General features: G+C 70.2%; 14 protein-coding genes and 2 tRNA genes. 7 read left to right on the forward strand and 9 right to left on the reverse strand.

Going from position 1 to position 15,568, the window contains the following annotated elements; translation table 11 throughout:
• Positions 1-93: 93 nt before the first annotated feature.
• From OG917_RS17400 to OG917_RS17415, 4 genes are all read left to right on the forward strand, one after another.
• Complete coding sequence (locus OG917_RS17400; protein ID WP_328318512.1) at positions 94-624, forward strand: DUF3566 domain-containing protein; 531 nt, start codon at positions 94-96, stop codon at positions 622-624.
• A 59-nt stretch (positions 625-683) separates the two neighbouring features.
• Positions 684-757, forward strand: a tRNA-Ile gene (locus OG917_RS17405).
• Between the two features lie 149 nt (positions 758-906).
• Positions 907-1,041 carry a DLW-39 family protein gene (locus OG917_RS17410; protein ID WP_003958712.1) on the forward strand — a complete coding sequence of 45 codons (135 nt, stop codon included), beginning with the start codon at positions 907-909 and terminating at the stop codon, positions 1,039-1,041.
• Between the two features lie 503 nt (positions 1,042-1,544).
• A complete protein-coding gene (locus OG917_RS17415) occupies positions 1,545-2,813 on the forward strand; it encodes a hypothetical protein (RefSeq protein ID WP_328321973.1) in 1,269 nt (422 codons plus the stop codon).
• Between the two features lie 102 nt (positions 2,814-2,915).
• Here OG917_RS17415 and OG917_RS17420 read toward each other — a convergent pair whose 3' ends face one another.
• Both OG917_RS17420 and OG917_RS17425 read right to left on the reverse strand, forming a co-directional pair.
• Positions 2,916-4,400, reverse strand: a complete 1,485-nt coding sequence (locus OG917_RS17420) for a protein kinase domain-containing protein (RefSeq protein ID WP_328318513.1) — start codon at positions 4,398-4,400, stop codon at positions 2,916-2,918.
• Positions 4,401-4,439: 39 nt separating this feature from the next.
• Entirely contained in the window at positions 4,440-4,988 is a 549-nt protein-coding gene (locus OG917_RS17425) for a helix-turn-helix domain-containing protein (protein ID WP_328318514.1), read from the reverse strand.
• A gap of 150 nt (positions 4,989-5,138) precedes the next feature.
• Between OG917_RS17425 and OG917_RS17430 the strand changes: the two genes are divergently transcribed.
• Positions 5,139-5,211, forward strand: a tRNA-Ala gene (locus tag OG917_RS17430).
• Between the two features lie 488 nt (positions 5,212-5,699).
• Here the strand turns inward: OG917_RS17430 and OG917_RS17435 are convergent.
• Positions 5,700-5,954 carry a RipA family octameric membrane protein gene (locus tag OG917_RS17435; protein ID WP_443059085.1) on the reverse strand — a complete coding sequence of 85 codons (255 nt, stop codon included), beginning with the start codon at positions 5,952-5,954 and terminating at the stop codon, positions 5,700-5,702.
• A gap of 267 nt (positions 5,955-6,221) precedes the next feature.
• On the opposite strand from OG917_RS17435, the gene OG917_RS17440 reads away from it, so the two are divergent.
• Both OG917_RS17440 and OG917_RS17445 read left to right on the forward strand, forming a co-directional pair.
• Positions 6,222-9,275, forward strand: coding sequence for an AfsR/SARP family transcriptional regulator (locus OG917_RS17440; protein WP_328318516.1), 3,054 nt, complete (start codon positions 6,222-6,224; stop codon positions 9,273-9,275).
• Between the two features lie 156 nt (positions 9,276-9,431).
• Positions 9,432-9,653, forward strand: coding sequence for a hypothetical protein (locus OG917_RS17445; RefSeq protein WP_328318517.1), 222 nt, complete (start codon positions 9,432-9,434; stop codon positions 9,651-9,653).
• Positions 9,654-9,686: 33 nt separating this feature from the next.
• On the opposite strand, the gene OG917_RS17450 is transcribed toward OG917_RS17445, so the two are convergent.
• From OG917_RS17450 to OG917_RS17475, 6 genes are all read right to left on the reverse strand, one after another.
• Positions 9,687-10,430, reverse strand: a complete 744-nt coding sequence (locus OG917_RS17450) for a GNAT family N-acetyltransferase (protein WP_328318518.1) — start codon at positions 10,428-10,430, stop codon at positions 9,687-9,689.
• 284 nt (positions 10,431-10,714) lie between these two features.
• Entirely contained in the window at positions 10,715-11,566 is an 852-nt protein-coding gene (locus OG917_RS17455; protein ID WP_328318519.1) for an ABC transporter permease, read from the reverse strand.
• Entirely contained in the window at positions 11,563-12,507 is a 945-nt protein-coding gene (locus OG917_RS17460; RefSeq protein ID WP_328318520.1) for an ABC transporter ATP-binding protein, read from the reverse strand. Before OG917_RS17460 ends, OG917_RS17455 begins: the two co-directional genes overlap by 4 nt.
• Positions 12,508-12,568: 61 nt before the next feature.
• Positions 12,569-13,495 carry a thioesterase II family protein gene (locus tag OG917_RS17465; protein ID WP_328318521.1) on the reverse strand — a complete coding sequence of 309 codons (927 nt, stop codon included), beginning with the start codon at positions 13,493-13,495 and terminating at the stop codon, positions 12,569-12,571.
• Complete coding sequence (locus OG917_RS17470; RefSeq protein WP_328318522.1) at positions 13,492-14,322, reverse strand: ABC transporter permease; 831 nt, start codon at positions 14,320-14,322, stop codon at positions 13,492-13,494. The genes OG917_RS17465 and OG917_RS17470 overlap by 4 nt, the downstream gene beginning before the upstream one ends.
• Positions 14,319-15,392 (reverse strand): ATP-binding cassette domain-containing protein, encoded by a 1,074-nt coding sequence (locus OG917_RS17475; protein WP_328318523.1) that lies wholly within the window; start codon positions 15,390-15,392, stop codon positions 14,319-14,321. Before OG917_RS17475 ends, OG917_RS17470 begins: the two co-directional genes overlap by 4 nt.
• Positions 15,393-15,568 lie beyond the last annotated feature (176 nt).

Here is a 15,568-nt window from a genome sequence, read left to right on the forward strand (position 1 = left end):
AACGTGAGTGGAGCCACGGGCGACGGAGCGTCCGCTTCCGGAGCTGGAGCACGCAGTGCCCGTGGCCCTGCCGCGGATTCTCAAGGGGGAACGGTGACGGACACGCGTGGGGCGCAGCCGCAGTACGAGTCGCAGTCGTACCAGCCTCCGCAGGCTTACCCGCCCTCGGCGGGTAAGCAGGGCGGTCAGCGTCCCGGCGGCGGTACGCAGGCAGGGGTGCGTCGAGCTCGCACGGGCGCGCGTACGACTCCCCGCACGCGGAAGGCCCGGCTGCGGGTGGCCAAAGCCGACCCGTGGTCGGTCATGAAGGTCAGCTTCCTGCTCTCCATCGCGCTGGGGGTCTGCACTGTCGTGGCGGCTGCCGTGCTGTGGATGGTCATGGACGCCATGGGCGTCTTCTCGACCGTGGGCGGGACGATCAGCGAGGCCACCGGCTCAAGTGACGGCAGCGGATTCGATCTTCAGTCGTTCCTCTCCCTCCCGCGGGTGCTGCTGTTCACATCGGTCATCGCGGTGATCGATGTGGTGCTCGCCACAGCGCTGGCGACGCTGGGCGCCTTCATCTACAACCTGTCGGCCGGGTTCGTGGGCGGCGTCGAGCTCACTCTCGCCGAGGACGAGTAGCGGCTCGGGTATCGATTTTGGGACTGGCCCTGAAGTGCGCTAATCTTCAGGGGCAGCGCGGGGCTATAGCTCAGTTGGTTAGAGCGCATCCCTGATAAGGATGAGGCCACAGGTTCAAATCCTGTTAGCCCCACCGCGAACGGCCCGGACGGTTTTCCGTCCGGGCCGACTGCATTTCCGGGCCGGGTAGTTGGAGGGGAACTAGGTCACCGATCGGTATCGGCCGGTGTGTATAGTCGGGCGCCAGAAGTCCCTTACGTCAAGGAAAGACGAGGTCGCGCGGTGAAGAAGCTTCTCCTGGTCGCACTGGCTGCCATCGGCGGGCTCCTCGTGTACCGCCAGATCCAGGCGGATCGCGCCGAGCAGGATCTGTGGACGGAGGCGACTGACTCCGTGCCCGCAGGTTCGGGTGTGTGAGACACAGCGTCGTTGAAATGCAGGGCCCCGATCGCTTTTGCGGTCGGGGCCCTGTCATGTTCGGGCGGTGATGCCGGACCTTCGCATGCATCCCCGGGAATCAGGCCCTTGTGCGGGCCGCAGAGGGCGCGGGAGGCCTTCTCCCGGCTCCGCCCTCCCCTTCGTGCCGGAGAAGGCCGTCAGCCCCCGCCTCTCGGCTCCTATTGGGTCAGCCCTCTGGGTGGCAGAGATCCATGCGGTGATGTTTCACGTGGAACATCGGCGGTGAGCGGGGCGCGGCTGCGGTAGACAGAGGAGGCGTTCGGCTGTGCACGCAGACAATGCGATGACGGACGGGGCAGGATAGGCCGGGCCATGAACGTTGCCGCGGCGGGTCGGGGTGGCCGTACTGCGGGTGAGCGTGGGGTTGATCCATGGGCGGCGCAGCGCCTGGCTACCGGGCGGACAACGGGGGGAATCCGATGGAAGGGCAGCGCAGCAGGAGCCGTATCGCGTTGGCCACAGTGGCAGCGGTGTGCTCGGTAGGGGCGTCGCCCGTCCAGGCAGCGGCGAGCGACGACTCAGGTGCGTACGCCTTCGACCGGCACGCGGCGGCCGTTGCGGGGGCTGCGGCCAGTACGGATGCGAAACAGCTGAAGGCCGGTTCCGTCTACCGCTCCTCGATCAAGCCGGGGGGCCAGCTGTATTACCAGGTTGACCTCGATGCCACCTCTGACACCTATGTCTCCGCCGTTGCTGTGCCCGGGCTCGGATCGCAGGCGAAGGTCGACTACGCCGACGGCATCAAGGTGTCCCTCCAGGATCTCAAGGGTGATTCCTGTGGGGATGACGGCGACGCCGTGTTCGGTTCGGCCACCTACCCCCGGCCGATCGCCGCTCATGCCACCCGCGCAGTCAAGGTGGGGGGCATTTCCTGTCAGTCGGCGGGTCCTTACTACGTGCTGATCGAGAGGACGACCAAGGCGACATCTGCCCAGGAGGAGTGGGGGCTGGAGATCCGGGTCGACGCCGAGCCGGGTGTGAAGTCCGGGTCAGCGGGGCCCACGGAGGCGCCGACCAGCTGGCCGTCCGCCTCGCCCGTTCCACCGGTCGGCACGGCACAGCGAACCGACGGTGGTACAGGATTCAATGATGCCGCCGCATTGAAGCCCGGTGTGTGGAACGACCGGATCAGGCCCGGGCAGACGCGTTTCTACCGGGTGCCCGTCGGCTGGGGGCAGCAGCTCTTCGCCAGCGCCGACCTGGGCAGCTCCGCGGGGACAGGCTTCGTCGCCACCGCCCTCGACGTGCAGCTGTACAACCCGGTCAGGTCCGCGGTCGCCAACACGTACACGATGTACGACGGCAAGCCGAAATCGGCTGCGATGGATCCGGTACCACCTGTGGCCTATCGCAACCGGTACAGCGTGCGCGAGGAGGTCAGCGGGGCGCGGATGGCGGGTGACTACTATCTCGCGGTCACACTCAGCCCGGACGTCGCGAAGAGCTTCGGGGAGAAGGGGTACGGCCTGACCCTCCGGACAAGCGTGAAGGGCACGGAGGGGGCTCCGCCTGCGTACGCGGGCACGGTGCCCCGGTACGGAACGTCGACCGCTGAGGATGCGAACCACGATTCCATGAGGCTGGTGGGGTTCGCTGGAATCAGTGCGGGCACGGTGCTGGTGCTGGGGCTCGGCGTGTGGACGCTCGTCGCGAGGCGGCGCGCGGGAACGGCGCCGGCCCAGACAGCGCGCCAGACGCCGCCGCAGTACGGTCCGCCTCCCGCCTGGTAGGCCCTGCCCGTAGTTCCGCCCGCGCCGCCCCCCAGGACCGCCGCACGGTGGACCGGTGTGGCTCTGCGGAGCTCGGCCGGGGCGATGCCGGCCTGCTCGGCGTCAGCTCTGGGACAGCGCCCAGATGCCCACCGCGAAGCAGATCAACGCGACCACCAGGACCGGGACCACCACCTTCGGGTGCGGTCCCGGACGTGTGCGCGGGGCCGGCACTGACGGATTGGGAACCTGCGAGGGCTGAGCGGTGTACCTACGAGTGTGGGGCTGTTCGTGCGGGGTCTGACCAAGGAGGGGGGAGGCCGGATGCGACACGATGGAAGTGCTGGAGGGCTGCGGCGCTGGGACAGCGGTGGCGGTGGTCGGCTGGGGAGGCGGGGCGAGGTGGAAGCTGCCCGTCTCCGACATCGCGGGGTGCGGTGGCTGCTGCTGAGGGGGTCTGGGCTGCTGGTCGGCTCCGGAACGGGTCGGTGTCGCCTGCTGTCCCGTCGAGAGCCCTGTCGAAAGCCCCGTCGAATGCTCCGCCGGGTGCTGCGATGCGGTTTCCAGTGTGCTCCCGGGGCCCTGCTGAGGCTGGGGCTTCTGATCAGGACCGGCGGCCTGCTCGGGCCCGGCTCCCTGCTCAGGACCGGCTCCCTGATGTGCCCCGGAACCTCGCTTCGGTCCGGTCGAGTGGAAGGGGACGTTCTGCCTGGGGACGTTCTGCCCATGGAGAGGCCCGTCGGGGCCGAACCCGCTGGGCAACGGACCGATCTGATCGAAGACCTCGACGGGTTCCTCGCCAGGGCCTGGTCCGGCCAGCAGTTCCGCGGCCCCGCTCAGCGCCTTGCGGGCTCCGGTCGCCGTGCGGAACCGTGCCTGGGGGTCCGGCTGGAGCAGTCCGGCGAGGACCTGCCACAAGGCTTCCGGGATCCCGCGCGGTGCGCCGGGGGTGCCATGGGCCGCAAAGTGCTCCACCAGGGCTCTGGAATCGGGCCGGGCGCCTTGGAGCAGATAGAGGGCGACGAGACCGACCGCGAAGAGGTCAGCGGTGAACTCAGGTTCAGCGCCCAGCATTTGCTCCGGAGCGAAGTAGCCAGGCGTTCCCACTACATAGTTGCTCTCGGTGAGTCGGGGTTCGCCCTTGCGCATCGAGATGCCGAAGTCGGACAGCCGCAGATGCGGCCGCCCGGCGCCGGTGGCTTCCATCAGGATGTTCGCCGGTTTGATGTCGCGATGTACGACGCCCTCCGCGTGGACGGCGGCCAGCCCGGCCAGCAGTTGGTCGAGCAGCGTGCAGACGAATCCGACCGGCAGCGGGCCGTAATCACCGACGACCTGGACGAGCGAACCGCCGCTGACCAGTTCCATCGTGAACAGCACTTGGTCGTCGTCCGCAGCCCAGCTGGCGGGGGCGAGCACGTGGGGATGGTCGATGCGCAGTGCTTGCTCGCGCACGAAGCGGAGCAGAGTGTGAGCATCGCTCTGCTGGAGGACCTTGGCTGCCACATAGCGGCGCCTTCGGTGGTCCCACGCCCGCCAGACGGCTCCGACGCCCCCGCGTCCGATCGGATCGACCAGTTCGTACCGTCCGGCGAAGACCTCACCCATGCCCTGTGCCCGCCCCCCCCTGTCAGCTGAGCCCCGGTTTCAGCTCTGGTGCGCCTCGTAGTGCGAGACCGCTTCTGCGGTGCGTCCGGCGCCGTACACCCTGAGGAACTCTGCCAGTTCGGGGTGGGTCGGGGCGAGGGCGTTCGCCGCGTCGATGATGTCTCCGGCAGCGGATACGGACCGCAGCAGCGACTGGATCTCGCGCACTACCCGGCGCACAGTCGGTGCGCCCGACCCGGCTGAGTTCTGACCGGTGGTCGAGAGAACGGAGCCGCCCTGGGACTTTTTGATCTCTTCCATCCGATCCGTGGCCTCGCCCGCGCTGACGCTCCCGTCGGCGACCAGACTGGACAGCTCCTGCAGCGCCTGAACCCGCTGGACCACTGCCGGGTTTCCGATCTTGGCGCGCTGACCGCTCATGAGCTGGGAGAGCATGGGCGCGGACAGCCCCAGCACTGCGGCGAGACGGGCCTGGTTGAGGCCCAGATCATCGATGAGGCGACGGAAGAGCGCCCCCAGCGGCTCTCCGTACCAACTGCGCTGAAGGTCTCTCGCTCTCGCGGTGGCCTCTTGTTGTGCTGCGTCCATTGCGTCTCCCCATCGCTTCCCCAGGCAGCGGCTTCGCTGCCGCGAACCTCCTCGTGCATCCTACGGAGAGTGGTCACCGACCGGGAGTCCCAATCCTTTTGTGAGATCACGCCTGTGACCCGCTACTCTTGTTCTCGCACAACCCGTTTCGGGGCCTTAGCTCAGTTGGTAGAGCGCTGTCTTTGCATGGCAGATGTCAGGGGTTCGACTCCCCTAGGCTCCACAGTAAAAGAGGCCCTCCGACCTGCGGAAACGCAGGTCGGAGGGCCTCTTTGTGCAGGGAGTGCCAGTACTGGGCGGGCTCAGGGGGCACGCGTGCCGAGGCCGCCCGCGCGACTCGATCCGCAACGACGCCATAAGCACGGCGTTCTCCTGGTCACTTCCGAAGCCTGCCACCAGGCGACGGACAGTTCGTGGATGCCGTGGATGCCGTGGAAGCGGTGGAAGCGGTGGATGACGGCGTCGTTTCTGGAGGGGATCTCCGCTACAGGGACGGTCCCCACACGGGGCGGGGCTCGGCAGAAGCGCGTGGGGTGGGCGGCCTGGAGCTCCGTACTGGACGGCAGCCGGCCGGCGTAGTGCGGGGGGCCGGCCGACCGAGGGCCGGGCGGGGACGGGCATCGTGGGAGATATCGAGGGCCTGGGGATCGGGAAGACCTCAGGGGCTGCGGTGGCGAGCCCGCTCAGCAGGATGATGCCGACCGCGTGGCGCTAGTGCCGACGTCGATGGTCCGAGAAGAGGATCAGTAACCCGGACGTCAGCATCCAGACGGACGTGCCGGTCAGGGTGTGGCCCGCGAGCGCGGCCACGACGGCGACCACGGCGCTGTTGAGCGAGAGGAAGAAGGTGTTGGTCAGGTTGCGCCGGCCGCTGACCCGGTCGGCCATCTCGACACAGAGTTTGTACTGTTCGAGTATCGCCTGCCGATAGAGGTCGTCTTCTTTGGTGTAGTCGGCGGCTTCGATGTCGGTGTTTCACAGTGCTTCCCCGATGTCACCCATTCCGTCAGCATGACGAATGGCCGGTGTCCCTGTCACCGGATGTACCGCTCTCTCCCGCCACAGAGCCACCGTCGCCTTGCAGCCCCGTGCGCGGGCGCCCGTCGCCTGTGGTGCGCCCGGGTACCCGGTCCACCAGCGGCGTTCTTGTGGCGGTTGGATGGATTCAGGCCAAAACCGCCGACCCACTGGCTTGCGGGCTATGTTGGATCACGCATGTCCCGGGGTCGGGGTATGGGGCTGGGAGGTCCAGTGGGGGAACGGCTCAATTTTCAGATTCTCGGGCCGCTGTCCGTGACAGCGGGAAACAGAAGAATATCTGTGGGAGGGGCTCGTCAGCGTACGATCCTGGCGCTTTTACTCTTGAGCCCTGGACGCATCGTGCCGGTGGACACGCTGGTGGATGTCGTCTGGGACGGCCGGCCTCCGGCCACCGCGCGGACGCAGGTCGCCATCGTCATCGCCGCGCTGCGCAAGACGTTCAAGGCCGAGGGGTGCACCGAGGACATCATCGTGACCGCGCACCCCGGCTACCTGCTCAACGTCGAGGGGCACTCCGTGGACGCGGCGGAGTTCGCCGCGCTGGTGTCGGAGGCGGAGATCGCCGTGCGGCAGCGCCGCCCGGAGGACGCTGCGCAGAGCTACGCGCGTGCGCTCGGGCTCTGGCGCGGCCCGACGCTGGCCGGAGTCGGCGGTCAGTCGGTGGAGGAGGAGGCCGCGCGTCTTGAGGAGTTGCGGCTCAACGCCTTCGACGACTCGACGGCCGTGCGGCTGGACCTCGGCCAGCACCAGGAGATCATCCCCGAACTCTCCCTGGTGGTGCGGGAGAACCCGCTGCGGGAACGGACCCTGCATCATCTGATGCTGGCCCAGTACCAGTCGGGCCGGCGGGCAGACGCCATGGAGTCGTTCCGGCACGCCCGCCGGCTGTTCATCGACGAGCTGGGCCTCGAACCCGGCCCGGATCTGCAGGAGTTGCACGACGCGATCCTGCGCGACGACCCCTCGCTGGCGCCCACAGCGCCCGAGCACGCAGCCGTGGCGGCCGTACTCGCCTGGCCGGGCAGTGGCCTCGTGCCGTCCGAACTTCCACCGGAGGTCGGGGGTTTCACCGGTCGGAGCCGTGAGCTGGAGGCTCTCGACCGCCTGGAGACCGTGTCGGCGGACCGGCGGACGCCGGCCGTCGGGCTGATCACCGGAGTCGCCGGTGTCGGCAAGACCGGCCTGGCGCTCCGCTGGGCGCACCAGGTAGCCGAACGGTTCCCCGGCGGGCGGCTCTTCGCGGATCTGCGCGGATACGACGAACACCACGAACCCACCTCGGCCAGTGATGTCCTCAGCAGACTGCTGCGTTCGCTGGGTGTGCCCAGTGAGCAGATCCCGGCGGAGCTGGAGGAGCGGACGATGCTCTACCGGACGGTGCTCGCCGACCGGAAGGTGCTGCTCGTCCTCGACAACGTACGGACGTATGCGCAGGTCAAGCCATTGCTGCCGGGCAGCGGGGCGTGCTGCGTGCTGATCACCAGCAGGGAGCAGCTGGAGGAGCTGGTCACCTGGCCGCCGCAGGCCAGGGTGCATCTCGGGCTGCTGCCGGGTGAGGAGGCGATGCAGCTGCTGGGCCGGATCGTCAGCGAGGGCCGGATCGGTTCGGCGCGCGCGGACGCCATGCGGCTGGTGGAGCTGTGCGACCGCCTGCCGCTGGCCCTGCGGATCGCTGCGGCCCGGCTGGCGTCCAAGCCGCACTGGTCGGTGCAGCATCTCGCCAACCGGCTGAGTGACGAGCGGCGCAGGCTGGACGAGCTGAGCCAGGGCGAGTCCCAGGTCCGGGCCAGTTTCGGGCTGAGCTACCGCTATCTGCCCCCCGAGGCCGCCTGCCTCTACCGACGCCTCGGGCTGCTCGAAGTGCCCGATTTCGCGGTGTGGGTGGCGGCGGCCCTGCTGGACGTCGACGTGCTGGAGGCCGAGCGTCTCATCGAGCTGCTCGTCGACGCCCAGTTCCTGGAGGTCGTCGGGCTGGACGCGACGGGCCGGCTGCGGTTCCGCTTCCAGAACCTGCTGCGGCTGTACGCACGGGAGCGCGCCCAGGACGAGGAGGGCGTCGCCGATCAGTGGGCGGCCCGCGACCGGGTCTTCCGTACCTGCCTGGCTCTCGCGGAGCAGGCGCACCGGCAGGAGTACGGCGGTGACTTCACGGTGCTCCACGGGGAGGTGGTGCGCCGCCATCTCGACCCGGTGGTGACGTCCGAGCTGCTCGCGGTGCCGCTGGAGTGGTTCGAGGCCGAGCGCCCGGCGCTGCTCAGTGTGATCGAGCAGGCCGCCGGGCTCGGCATGGACGAGCTTGCCTGGGACCTGACCATGTCGATGGTGGCGCTCTTCGAGACCCGCAACTACGTCGAGGACTGGCGGGTGTGCTGCGAGCACGCTCTGAACGCGGCGCGGGCGGCGGGCAACGCACGTGGTCAGGCAGCGATGCTGCACGACCTGGGCGCGGTCGCGCTGCGGCTGCGCAAGCTGGAGGAGGCGGACGCGCACTTCGCGGCGGCGCTGGAGCTCCACCGGGCCACGAACGAGGAGCACGGCGCGGCGCTGACCTTGCGCAATATGGCGATCATCGACCGGATGCGGGGCGATCTGGACGCGGCGATGAGCCGGCTCCAGCATGCCCAGGCGGTATTCCGTCTGGTCGGGGACCGGTCATCGGAGGCCCACTGCTTGAACAACATGGCGCAGATCGAGCTCGACCGCGGCTGCCCGGACGCCGCCATACGGCACGGTCTGGAGTCGGTCAGCATCTCGGAGAGCATCGGGGCCGGTGGAGCGCGGGGCATCGCCCAGGGGACGCACCGGCTGGCCCGCGCCTATCTGGCCCAGGGCCGGTTCGAACTCGCCGAGGAAGCGTTTCTGCGCGTGGTCCGGATCGTCAAGGAGAAGTCCGACATGGTCGGTCTCACGTATGCCCTGCTGGGTCTGGGCGAGGCCCGGCTCGGTGCGGGCGCCTGGCAGAAGGCGGAGCACACGCTCGCGGACGCGCTGGAGATCGTGACCCGGACCAACAGCCCGCTGGTCGAGGGGCAGATCCATCTGGCGCTCGCGGACACCTACGGGCGGACGAAGCGCCTGCCCGACGCCCAGCAGCATCTGCAGGCCGCCCAGCAGATCTTCGAGGTCGTCGGTGCGCGGCCGTGGCAGGAGCGCGCCACCCAGGCCCAGGAGCAGCTGGCTCTCCTGGAGGGCACGCCCATGCCCTGCGAGGAGAGCAGACCCGTGGGGGCGGAGGGTCCGCCGTGACGGGGGCGTCGCGACCGTCGGGCGTGGTCCGCGAGGGGGGTTTTCCTCCGCGCGGAACGGAGGTTGACCCACATGGTGGGGGCCCCGCAGGTCGCGTAGCGTCGATCGTCGGATGCCCGTGCCGGTCGGCAGTGAGGCGGACTGGGAGGTAGCACGGTGGAGACCACGGCGGCAGCCATCATCGCCAGTTCAGTGATGTTCAGCTGTACGGCGATCGTTCTCACGGGGCTTGCCTGGTTCACGGCGGTGCACTCCCGCCACCGCCGGACGGCCTTCCACGAGTCCGAGTCCGCGCAGGACGAGCTGCGCGCCGAGCTGGCCGAGGTGTCGGCGCGGGTCGTCGCCATTCAGCGGCTGCTGGTGGACTCGGTCGAGTGACCCGCGGCCGGCCGGGGCAGCCCGGCCGGGTCCTCACCACGGGTCGGGCTGCACGCTGGTGAACTCCAGCACCGTACGGAATCCGAGCCGTTCGTAGACGTGGTGGGCCGCCGCGTTGGCCGAGTGGTGGGCGAGGAGGCAGCGCTCGGCGCCCTGCCCCAGGGCCCACCGGGTGAGGGCGGCGCTCACCGCGCTTCCCAGCCCCAGGCCGCGCGCGGCGGGCAGCGTCGCGATCGAGGCGAGATACGGGACGCCCGCGGCGCCGTGGCGCAACAGTGCTCCGACGGAGACCAGTTGGCCCGATCCGTCCCGTACGCCCATCCAGCGGTCGGTCCTCGGGTGGCCCGGCCGTACGGAGTGGCCGGGACTGGCCGCTGTGAGCAGGGCGGAGATCTCGCGGAGGCTGTCGTCCACGACGGTGACCCGGTCCTCGCCCCGCTGGACCGGCGGCGCTTCGCGCGCCACCATCAGCTCCCACTCCTCCGGCTCGCTCTCCGGGCCTCCGTCGATCGCCGTACCGCGCGGAACCGTGATCACATACGGCGGCTCCGCACGGTCGGCCAGCAGGGAGCAGGCCAGCTCGGCCGCCGCCGCCGGCGTTCCCACCACGGTGATCGCGCTGTCGGGCTCGTCGGGGGCGCCGGTGCCGTAGGCGACGGCTCCGGCGAGCGTCCAGGCAGGCCCCGACCAGGAAGGGGTGATGAGTGCGGTGGTCCAGTGGTCGTCCGTGAGAGCGAGGATCTCCTCGCCGGTACGCAGACGGGTGGCGGTCGGCATGGTCGACAACTCCTCGGGGATGACGGGCCGGACAGGCAGCGCGCAGCGCAGGGCAGGGCAGCCGCGCTCATGAACAGCAGGAACGACAGTTAAGAGGGACAGAGGGACAGAGGGACAGAAGGACAGAAGGACAGCGGGACAGCAGGATCGGCGGGAGCGGGGGCAGCAAGGACGGGACGGCAGCAACAAACACGGAGGGTTCCCACGCGGGGGACCCGCGCCGCCGGGGTCCGGCGGGCACGGGTCCGTCCCGGGGGTGAGGCGGGAAGAAGGGCGGCCACCGCTCAGACGTCGCGCCTGCGCAGCAGCACCGAGGCCAGCACCAGCAGCCCCGCTCCCCAGGCCACGCAGACTCCGAGCCCCTGCCAGGGGGTGAGGAGCTGGTCCGCCGCCGGGTGGGTGAAGGCGATCAGCTGGCCCGCGTTGGTGGGCAGCCAGGCGGCGATGTCCCGCCCTGCCGTCCCCGGCAGGCTCGATGCCAGCGGTGAGAGGACCAGCACGAACGTGATCACTCCGGCGACGGCCCCCGCCGTGTGGCGGATGAGCGCGCCGATGGCCAGGGCGAAGACGCCCATCGCCGCGAGGAAGAGCCCGGTGCCCGCGACGGCCTTCGCCACCCCGGGGTCGGACAGTGCGATCGGGGCGTGCGAGTGGAGCAGCCGCGCTCCGGCGAAGAACGAGCCGAACGACGCGATCTCCCCCGCCACCAGCGTCAGCGCCGCGAACACCAGCGCCTTCGCGACCAGCATCGGGGCCCGCTTGGGCACGGCCAGCACACTGGCGCGGATGGTGCCGCTGGAGTACTCGCTGGTGACGACGAGCACACCGAGCACGCAGATCACCAGTTCGGCGAGGCCGAGGCCGCCGAAGATCGCCCCGACCGGGTCGTTCAGCAGCTTCCGGTGGTCGGCGGGGGACGCCGAGTCCCACTTGGAGGCCGCGAGCGCGGTCAGCAGGACCGATACGCCGATCGCTGTCACCAGCATCAGCAGCAGGGTCCACAGGGTGGAGCGGACCGAACGGATCTTGATCCATTCGGCGCGCAGCAGCCCGACGAAGGGCACATGCCCCGTTGTCGCGGCCCGGACGGGCACGGTGGGCAGGGCGCTGCCCGCAGGTGTGGTCACGGTGGTCATGCCGCGCTCCCGGTGGTGAGGGTGACATCGCCGTACTCGACGCTGCCGCTGGTCATCCGCATGAACGCCTCTTCCAGGGAGGCTCGTTGCGGGGTGAGTTCATGGATCACGATGCGGTGTTCGGCCGCCCACCGTGCGACTTCCTCGGCCTCGGTACCGGTGACGGTGAGGGCGCCGGATGGTCCGCGCTCGGCGGTGGCTCCCCTGGCCGCGACGATCTCGCTCAGCCGGTCCGCGTCCGGGGTGCGGACGAGCACGGACGTGGTGGAGTTCGCGTCGATGAATTCGGCGACCGGGCAGTCCGCGAGCAGCTTGCCCCGGCCGATGACGATGAGGTGGTCGGCGGTGACGGCCATCTCGTTCATCAGATGGCTGGACACCAGGACCGTCCTGCCTTCGGCGGCAAGGGACTTCATGAGGTTGCGGATCCACAGCACGCCCTCGGGGTCGAGCCCGTTCACCGGCTCGTCCAGGAGGAGGATCTGCGGATCGCCGAGCAGCGCCGCGGCGATGCCGAGCCGCTGGCCCATGCCCAGTGAGAAGCCGCCGGAGCGGGACCTGGCCACCTCGCGCAGCCCGACCCGCTCCAGTACCTCGTCGACCCGTGAGGCGGGCAGCCCCTGGGTGCGGGCGAGGAAGAGCAGGTGGTGGTAGGCGCTGCGGCCCTTGTGCATGGCCTTGGCTTCGAGCAGCGCCCCGATGGTGCGCAGCGGGTGGATCAGCCGGCCGTACGGGACTCCGCCGATGGTGGCGCTCCCGCTGTCCGGGCGGTCGAGGCCGAGCAGCAGCCGCATCGTCGTGGACTTCCCCGCGCCGTTGGGCCCGAGGAAGCCGGTGACCTTGCCCGGCTGGACGGTGAAGGTGAGGTCCTGGACGGCGGTGCGGTCGCCGTAGCGTTTCGTCAGGCCGTGGGCCTCGACGAGAGGAGCGGGACGGGTCATCGGAACTGCCTTTCCTGTGGGGGTCGGTGTGGTGAGGGTGGAGTCGTGGGGGCAGGTGGCGTCATGGCCGGCGGGGCGCCGGACCGGCCGGGGTGCCCGTGGAGCGGGCGGTGCGCAGCCGTTCCGCGATGTCGCCGGCCAGTTCGGCGGCCCGGGGGACGAGATAGAAGTGGTCGCCCGCGAAGCACCTGGCGTCGAACCTGCCGGGGCTCACATCGCCCCAGGCCAGCATCGAGGCGGCCGGTACATCGGGGTCGGCGTCGCCGTAGTAGGCGGTGACGTCGGTGTCGAGGACGCGCAGCCGGGCCCGGGCCGCGTAGTCGTCCACCAGCCGGTAGTCCGAGCGGATCGCCGGCAGGACCAGATCGAGCAGGTCGGGGTCGTCGAGCGCGGCGGTCAGCGGACCACCGCGCCGCCGGACGTCCGCGATCAGCGCGTCGTCCCCTTCACCCACGAGGGGCGTCCGGGACAGCCGGTGTGGCGCCGCCCGGCCCGAGACCAGCAGCCGGACAGGGGCCGGGCGCCCCGATGCGGCCAGCCGGCAGGCGACTTCGTACGCCACCGACGCGCCCATGCTGTGCCCGAAGAAGGCGACGGGCCGGTCCATCAGCGGTGCGAGCGCCTCGGTGAGCGGCTCGGCGAGCCGGTCCATGGAGGTGATGAGCGGGTCGGTGATCCGGTCCTCACGGCCGGGGTAGCGCACCGCGACGACCTGGGTGTCCCGGTCGAGCCGGTCCGGCCAGGCACGGAAGAAACTCGCCGCGCCCCCGGCGTGCGGGAAGCAGACCAGCCGGATCCGGGGGTCGGTAACGCTGCCGAGCTCCCGCAGCCAGCGCGATGCGGGCGCCGCCGTGCGGGCGGTGCTGTGGGCAGGGGTACGGGCAGGGGCAGGAGTAGAGGCAGAGGCACTGGCGCTGGTACTGGCGGAGCCGGACTCAGAGGTGGAGGTGGGGGCAGGGGCGGCGGCCATCGCTGTCGTGGTTCTCACTTGCGGTTGCGGTACTGGCGTACGGACAGCGGGGCCAGGACGGCGATCATGCCCAGGCTCCAGGCCAGGGCGCCCACCACATCGCCGGCCACCGGCCCGCCGGTCAGCAGCCCGCGCGCCGCGTCGACCACCGTCGACATCGGGTTGTGGGCGACCACCAGACCGAGCCAGTGCGGCATGGTGCCGGGGGCGACGAAGATGGAGCTGCCGAACTGGAGCGGCACCATGGCGAGCATGCCCACGCTCTGCACGGTCTCGATGGTGCGCGCGGTCAGCCCGATGAAGGCGTGCAGCCAGGCCAGCGCGATGCCGTAGAGCAGGATCAGCCCGATCGCGGCAGCTGCCTGGAGGATCCCGGTGTGCACCCGGAAGCCGATCGCCAGGGCGAAGGCGAACACCACGAGCAGGCTGGCCAGCATCCGCACGGTGTCCGCGAGGATCCGGCCGGACAGGACGGCGGACCGGGCCATCGGCAGCGAACGGAAGCGGTCCATCACGCCGTTGGAGAAGTCGATGCTGAGACTGGTGCCGGAGGTACGGGAGGCGATGGTGGTGGTCAGCGCCATGATGCCGGGCATCACGTACTGCCGGTAGGCGCCGGCGCTGCCCGATATCGCGCCGCCGAAGATGTACACGAAGATCAGCGCGAAGATCACCGGCATCAGCGTGGCGTCCAGCACCTGGCCGGGGCTGGCGAGCACCTTGCGGAGATTCCGCCGGGCGATCGCCAGCGAGTGGCGCACCGCCTCGCGGGGGCCGGGGACGCCGGCCGCCCGTACCGGGACGGTGACCGGGCCCTGCACGTGGACGGGGACTGCCGTACTCATGCCGCACTCCTGGTGATCTCGTGGTCGGCGGAGGTCCGGGCGGACCGTTCCGCGAGGGAGTCCGCAGGGACTGCGGTCCCTTCGGGGTCCGCGGAGGTGTCCGCGGCGTCGGCAGGGAGGACGGCGGGCGCCGTGCCGGTCAGGGTCAGGAAGACCTCGTCGAGGCTCGGCACCCGGGTGTCGACGCGGGCCAGCGGTATGCCCGCGTCGCCCAGCACCCTTACGGCAGCGGTGAGTTCGGCGCCGGTGCCGCCCAGCGGGAGCGAGACCACCGACTCCTCCTCGTCCGCCCGGGCGGCGCCGAGGCCCGCGGTGAGCAGCGCCCGGCGCACCGCGGCGAGGTCGTCCGGGCGTTCCGGGGCGATGCGCAGGACGGGACCGCCGATCCGTTCGCGCAGCTCCTGGCTGGTGCCGGACGCGATGACCTCGCCGTGGTCGATCACCATGACGGAGTCGGCCAGGGCCTCGGCCTCCTCCATGTACTGGGTGGTCAGCAGGACGGTCGTACCGTTGCCTGCCAGCGCGCGCACCTCGGCCCAGAGCGCGTTGCGACTGTGCGGGTCGAGTCCGGTGGTCGGCTCGTCCAGGAACAGCACTTTCGGATCGCCGAGCAGACTGGCCGCCAGGTCGAGGCGGCGGCGCATTCCGCCGGAGTAGCCGCGCACCGGGCGGCCGCCCGCCTCGGTGAGGCCGAAGCGTTCCAGCATGGCCTCCGCCTGCGTACGGGCCTGCCTGCGGCCCATGTTGAGCAGCCGGCCGACCAGATAGAGGTTCTCCCAGCCGGAGATGTCCTCGTCGACGGCCGCGTACTGCCCGGTCATCCCGATCAGGGAGCGCACTTCGCGCGACTGCTTCACGGTGTCGTAGCCGTGCACCAGGGCGCGGCCTCCGTCCGGCCTGGTCAGCGTCGCCAGCATCCGGACCGTGGTGGTCTTGCCCGCTCCGTTGGGGCCCAGCAGGCCGAGCACCACACCGGTCGGAACCTCAAGGCTCACGCCCCGCACGGCGGGAGTGTCCCCGAAGTTCTTGACCAGATCTTCTGTCCGTATGGCAGGGGTTGTGGTTGTCATGAGGTCCTCTCGGTGTCCGCGGGAAAAGAAAGCGGCGACCGGACGCTAGAAGGCCCGTCTATCGGCGCCTTATCGCCCGCATAAGGCCGGCCGGTGCGCGGCGGCAAAAGGTCTTCAATAACGCGGCGAAATAGCGGCTCCCTACGGTTCTGGCCAGTCGGAAAGCGAGAACGAGG

Source organism: Streptomyces sp. NBC_00388, from assembly GCF_036061255.1.
In the GTDB taxonomy this organism is placed as follows: Bacteria; Actinomycetota; Actinomycetes; order Streptomycetales; family Streptomycetaceae; genus Streptomyces.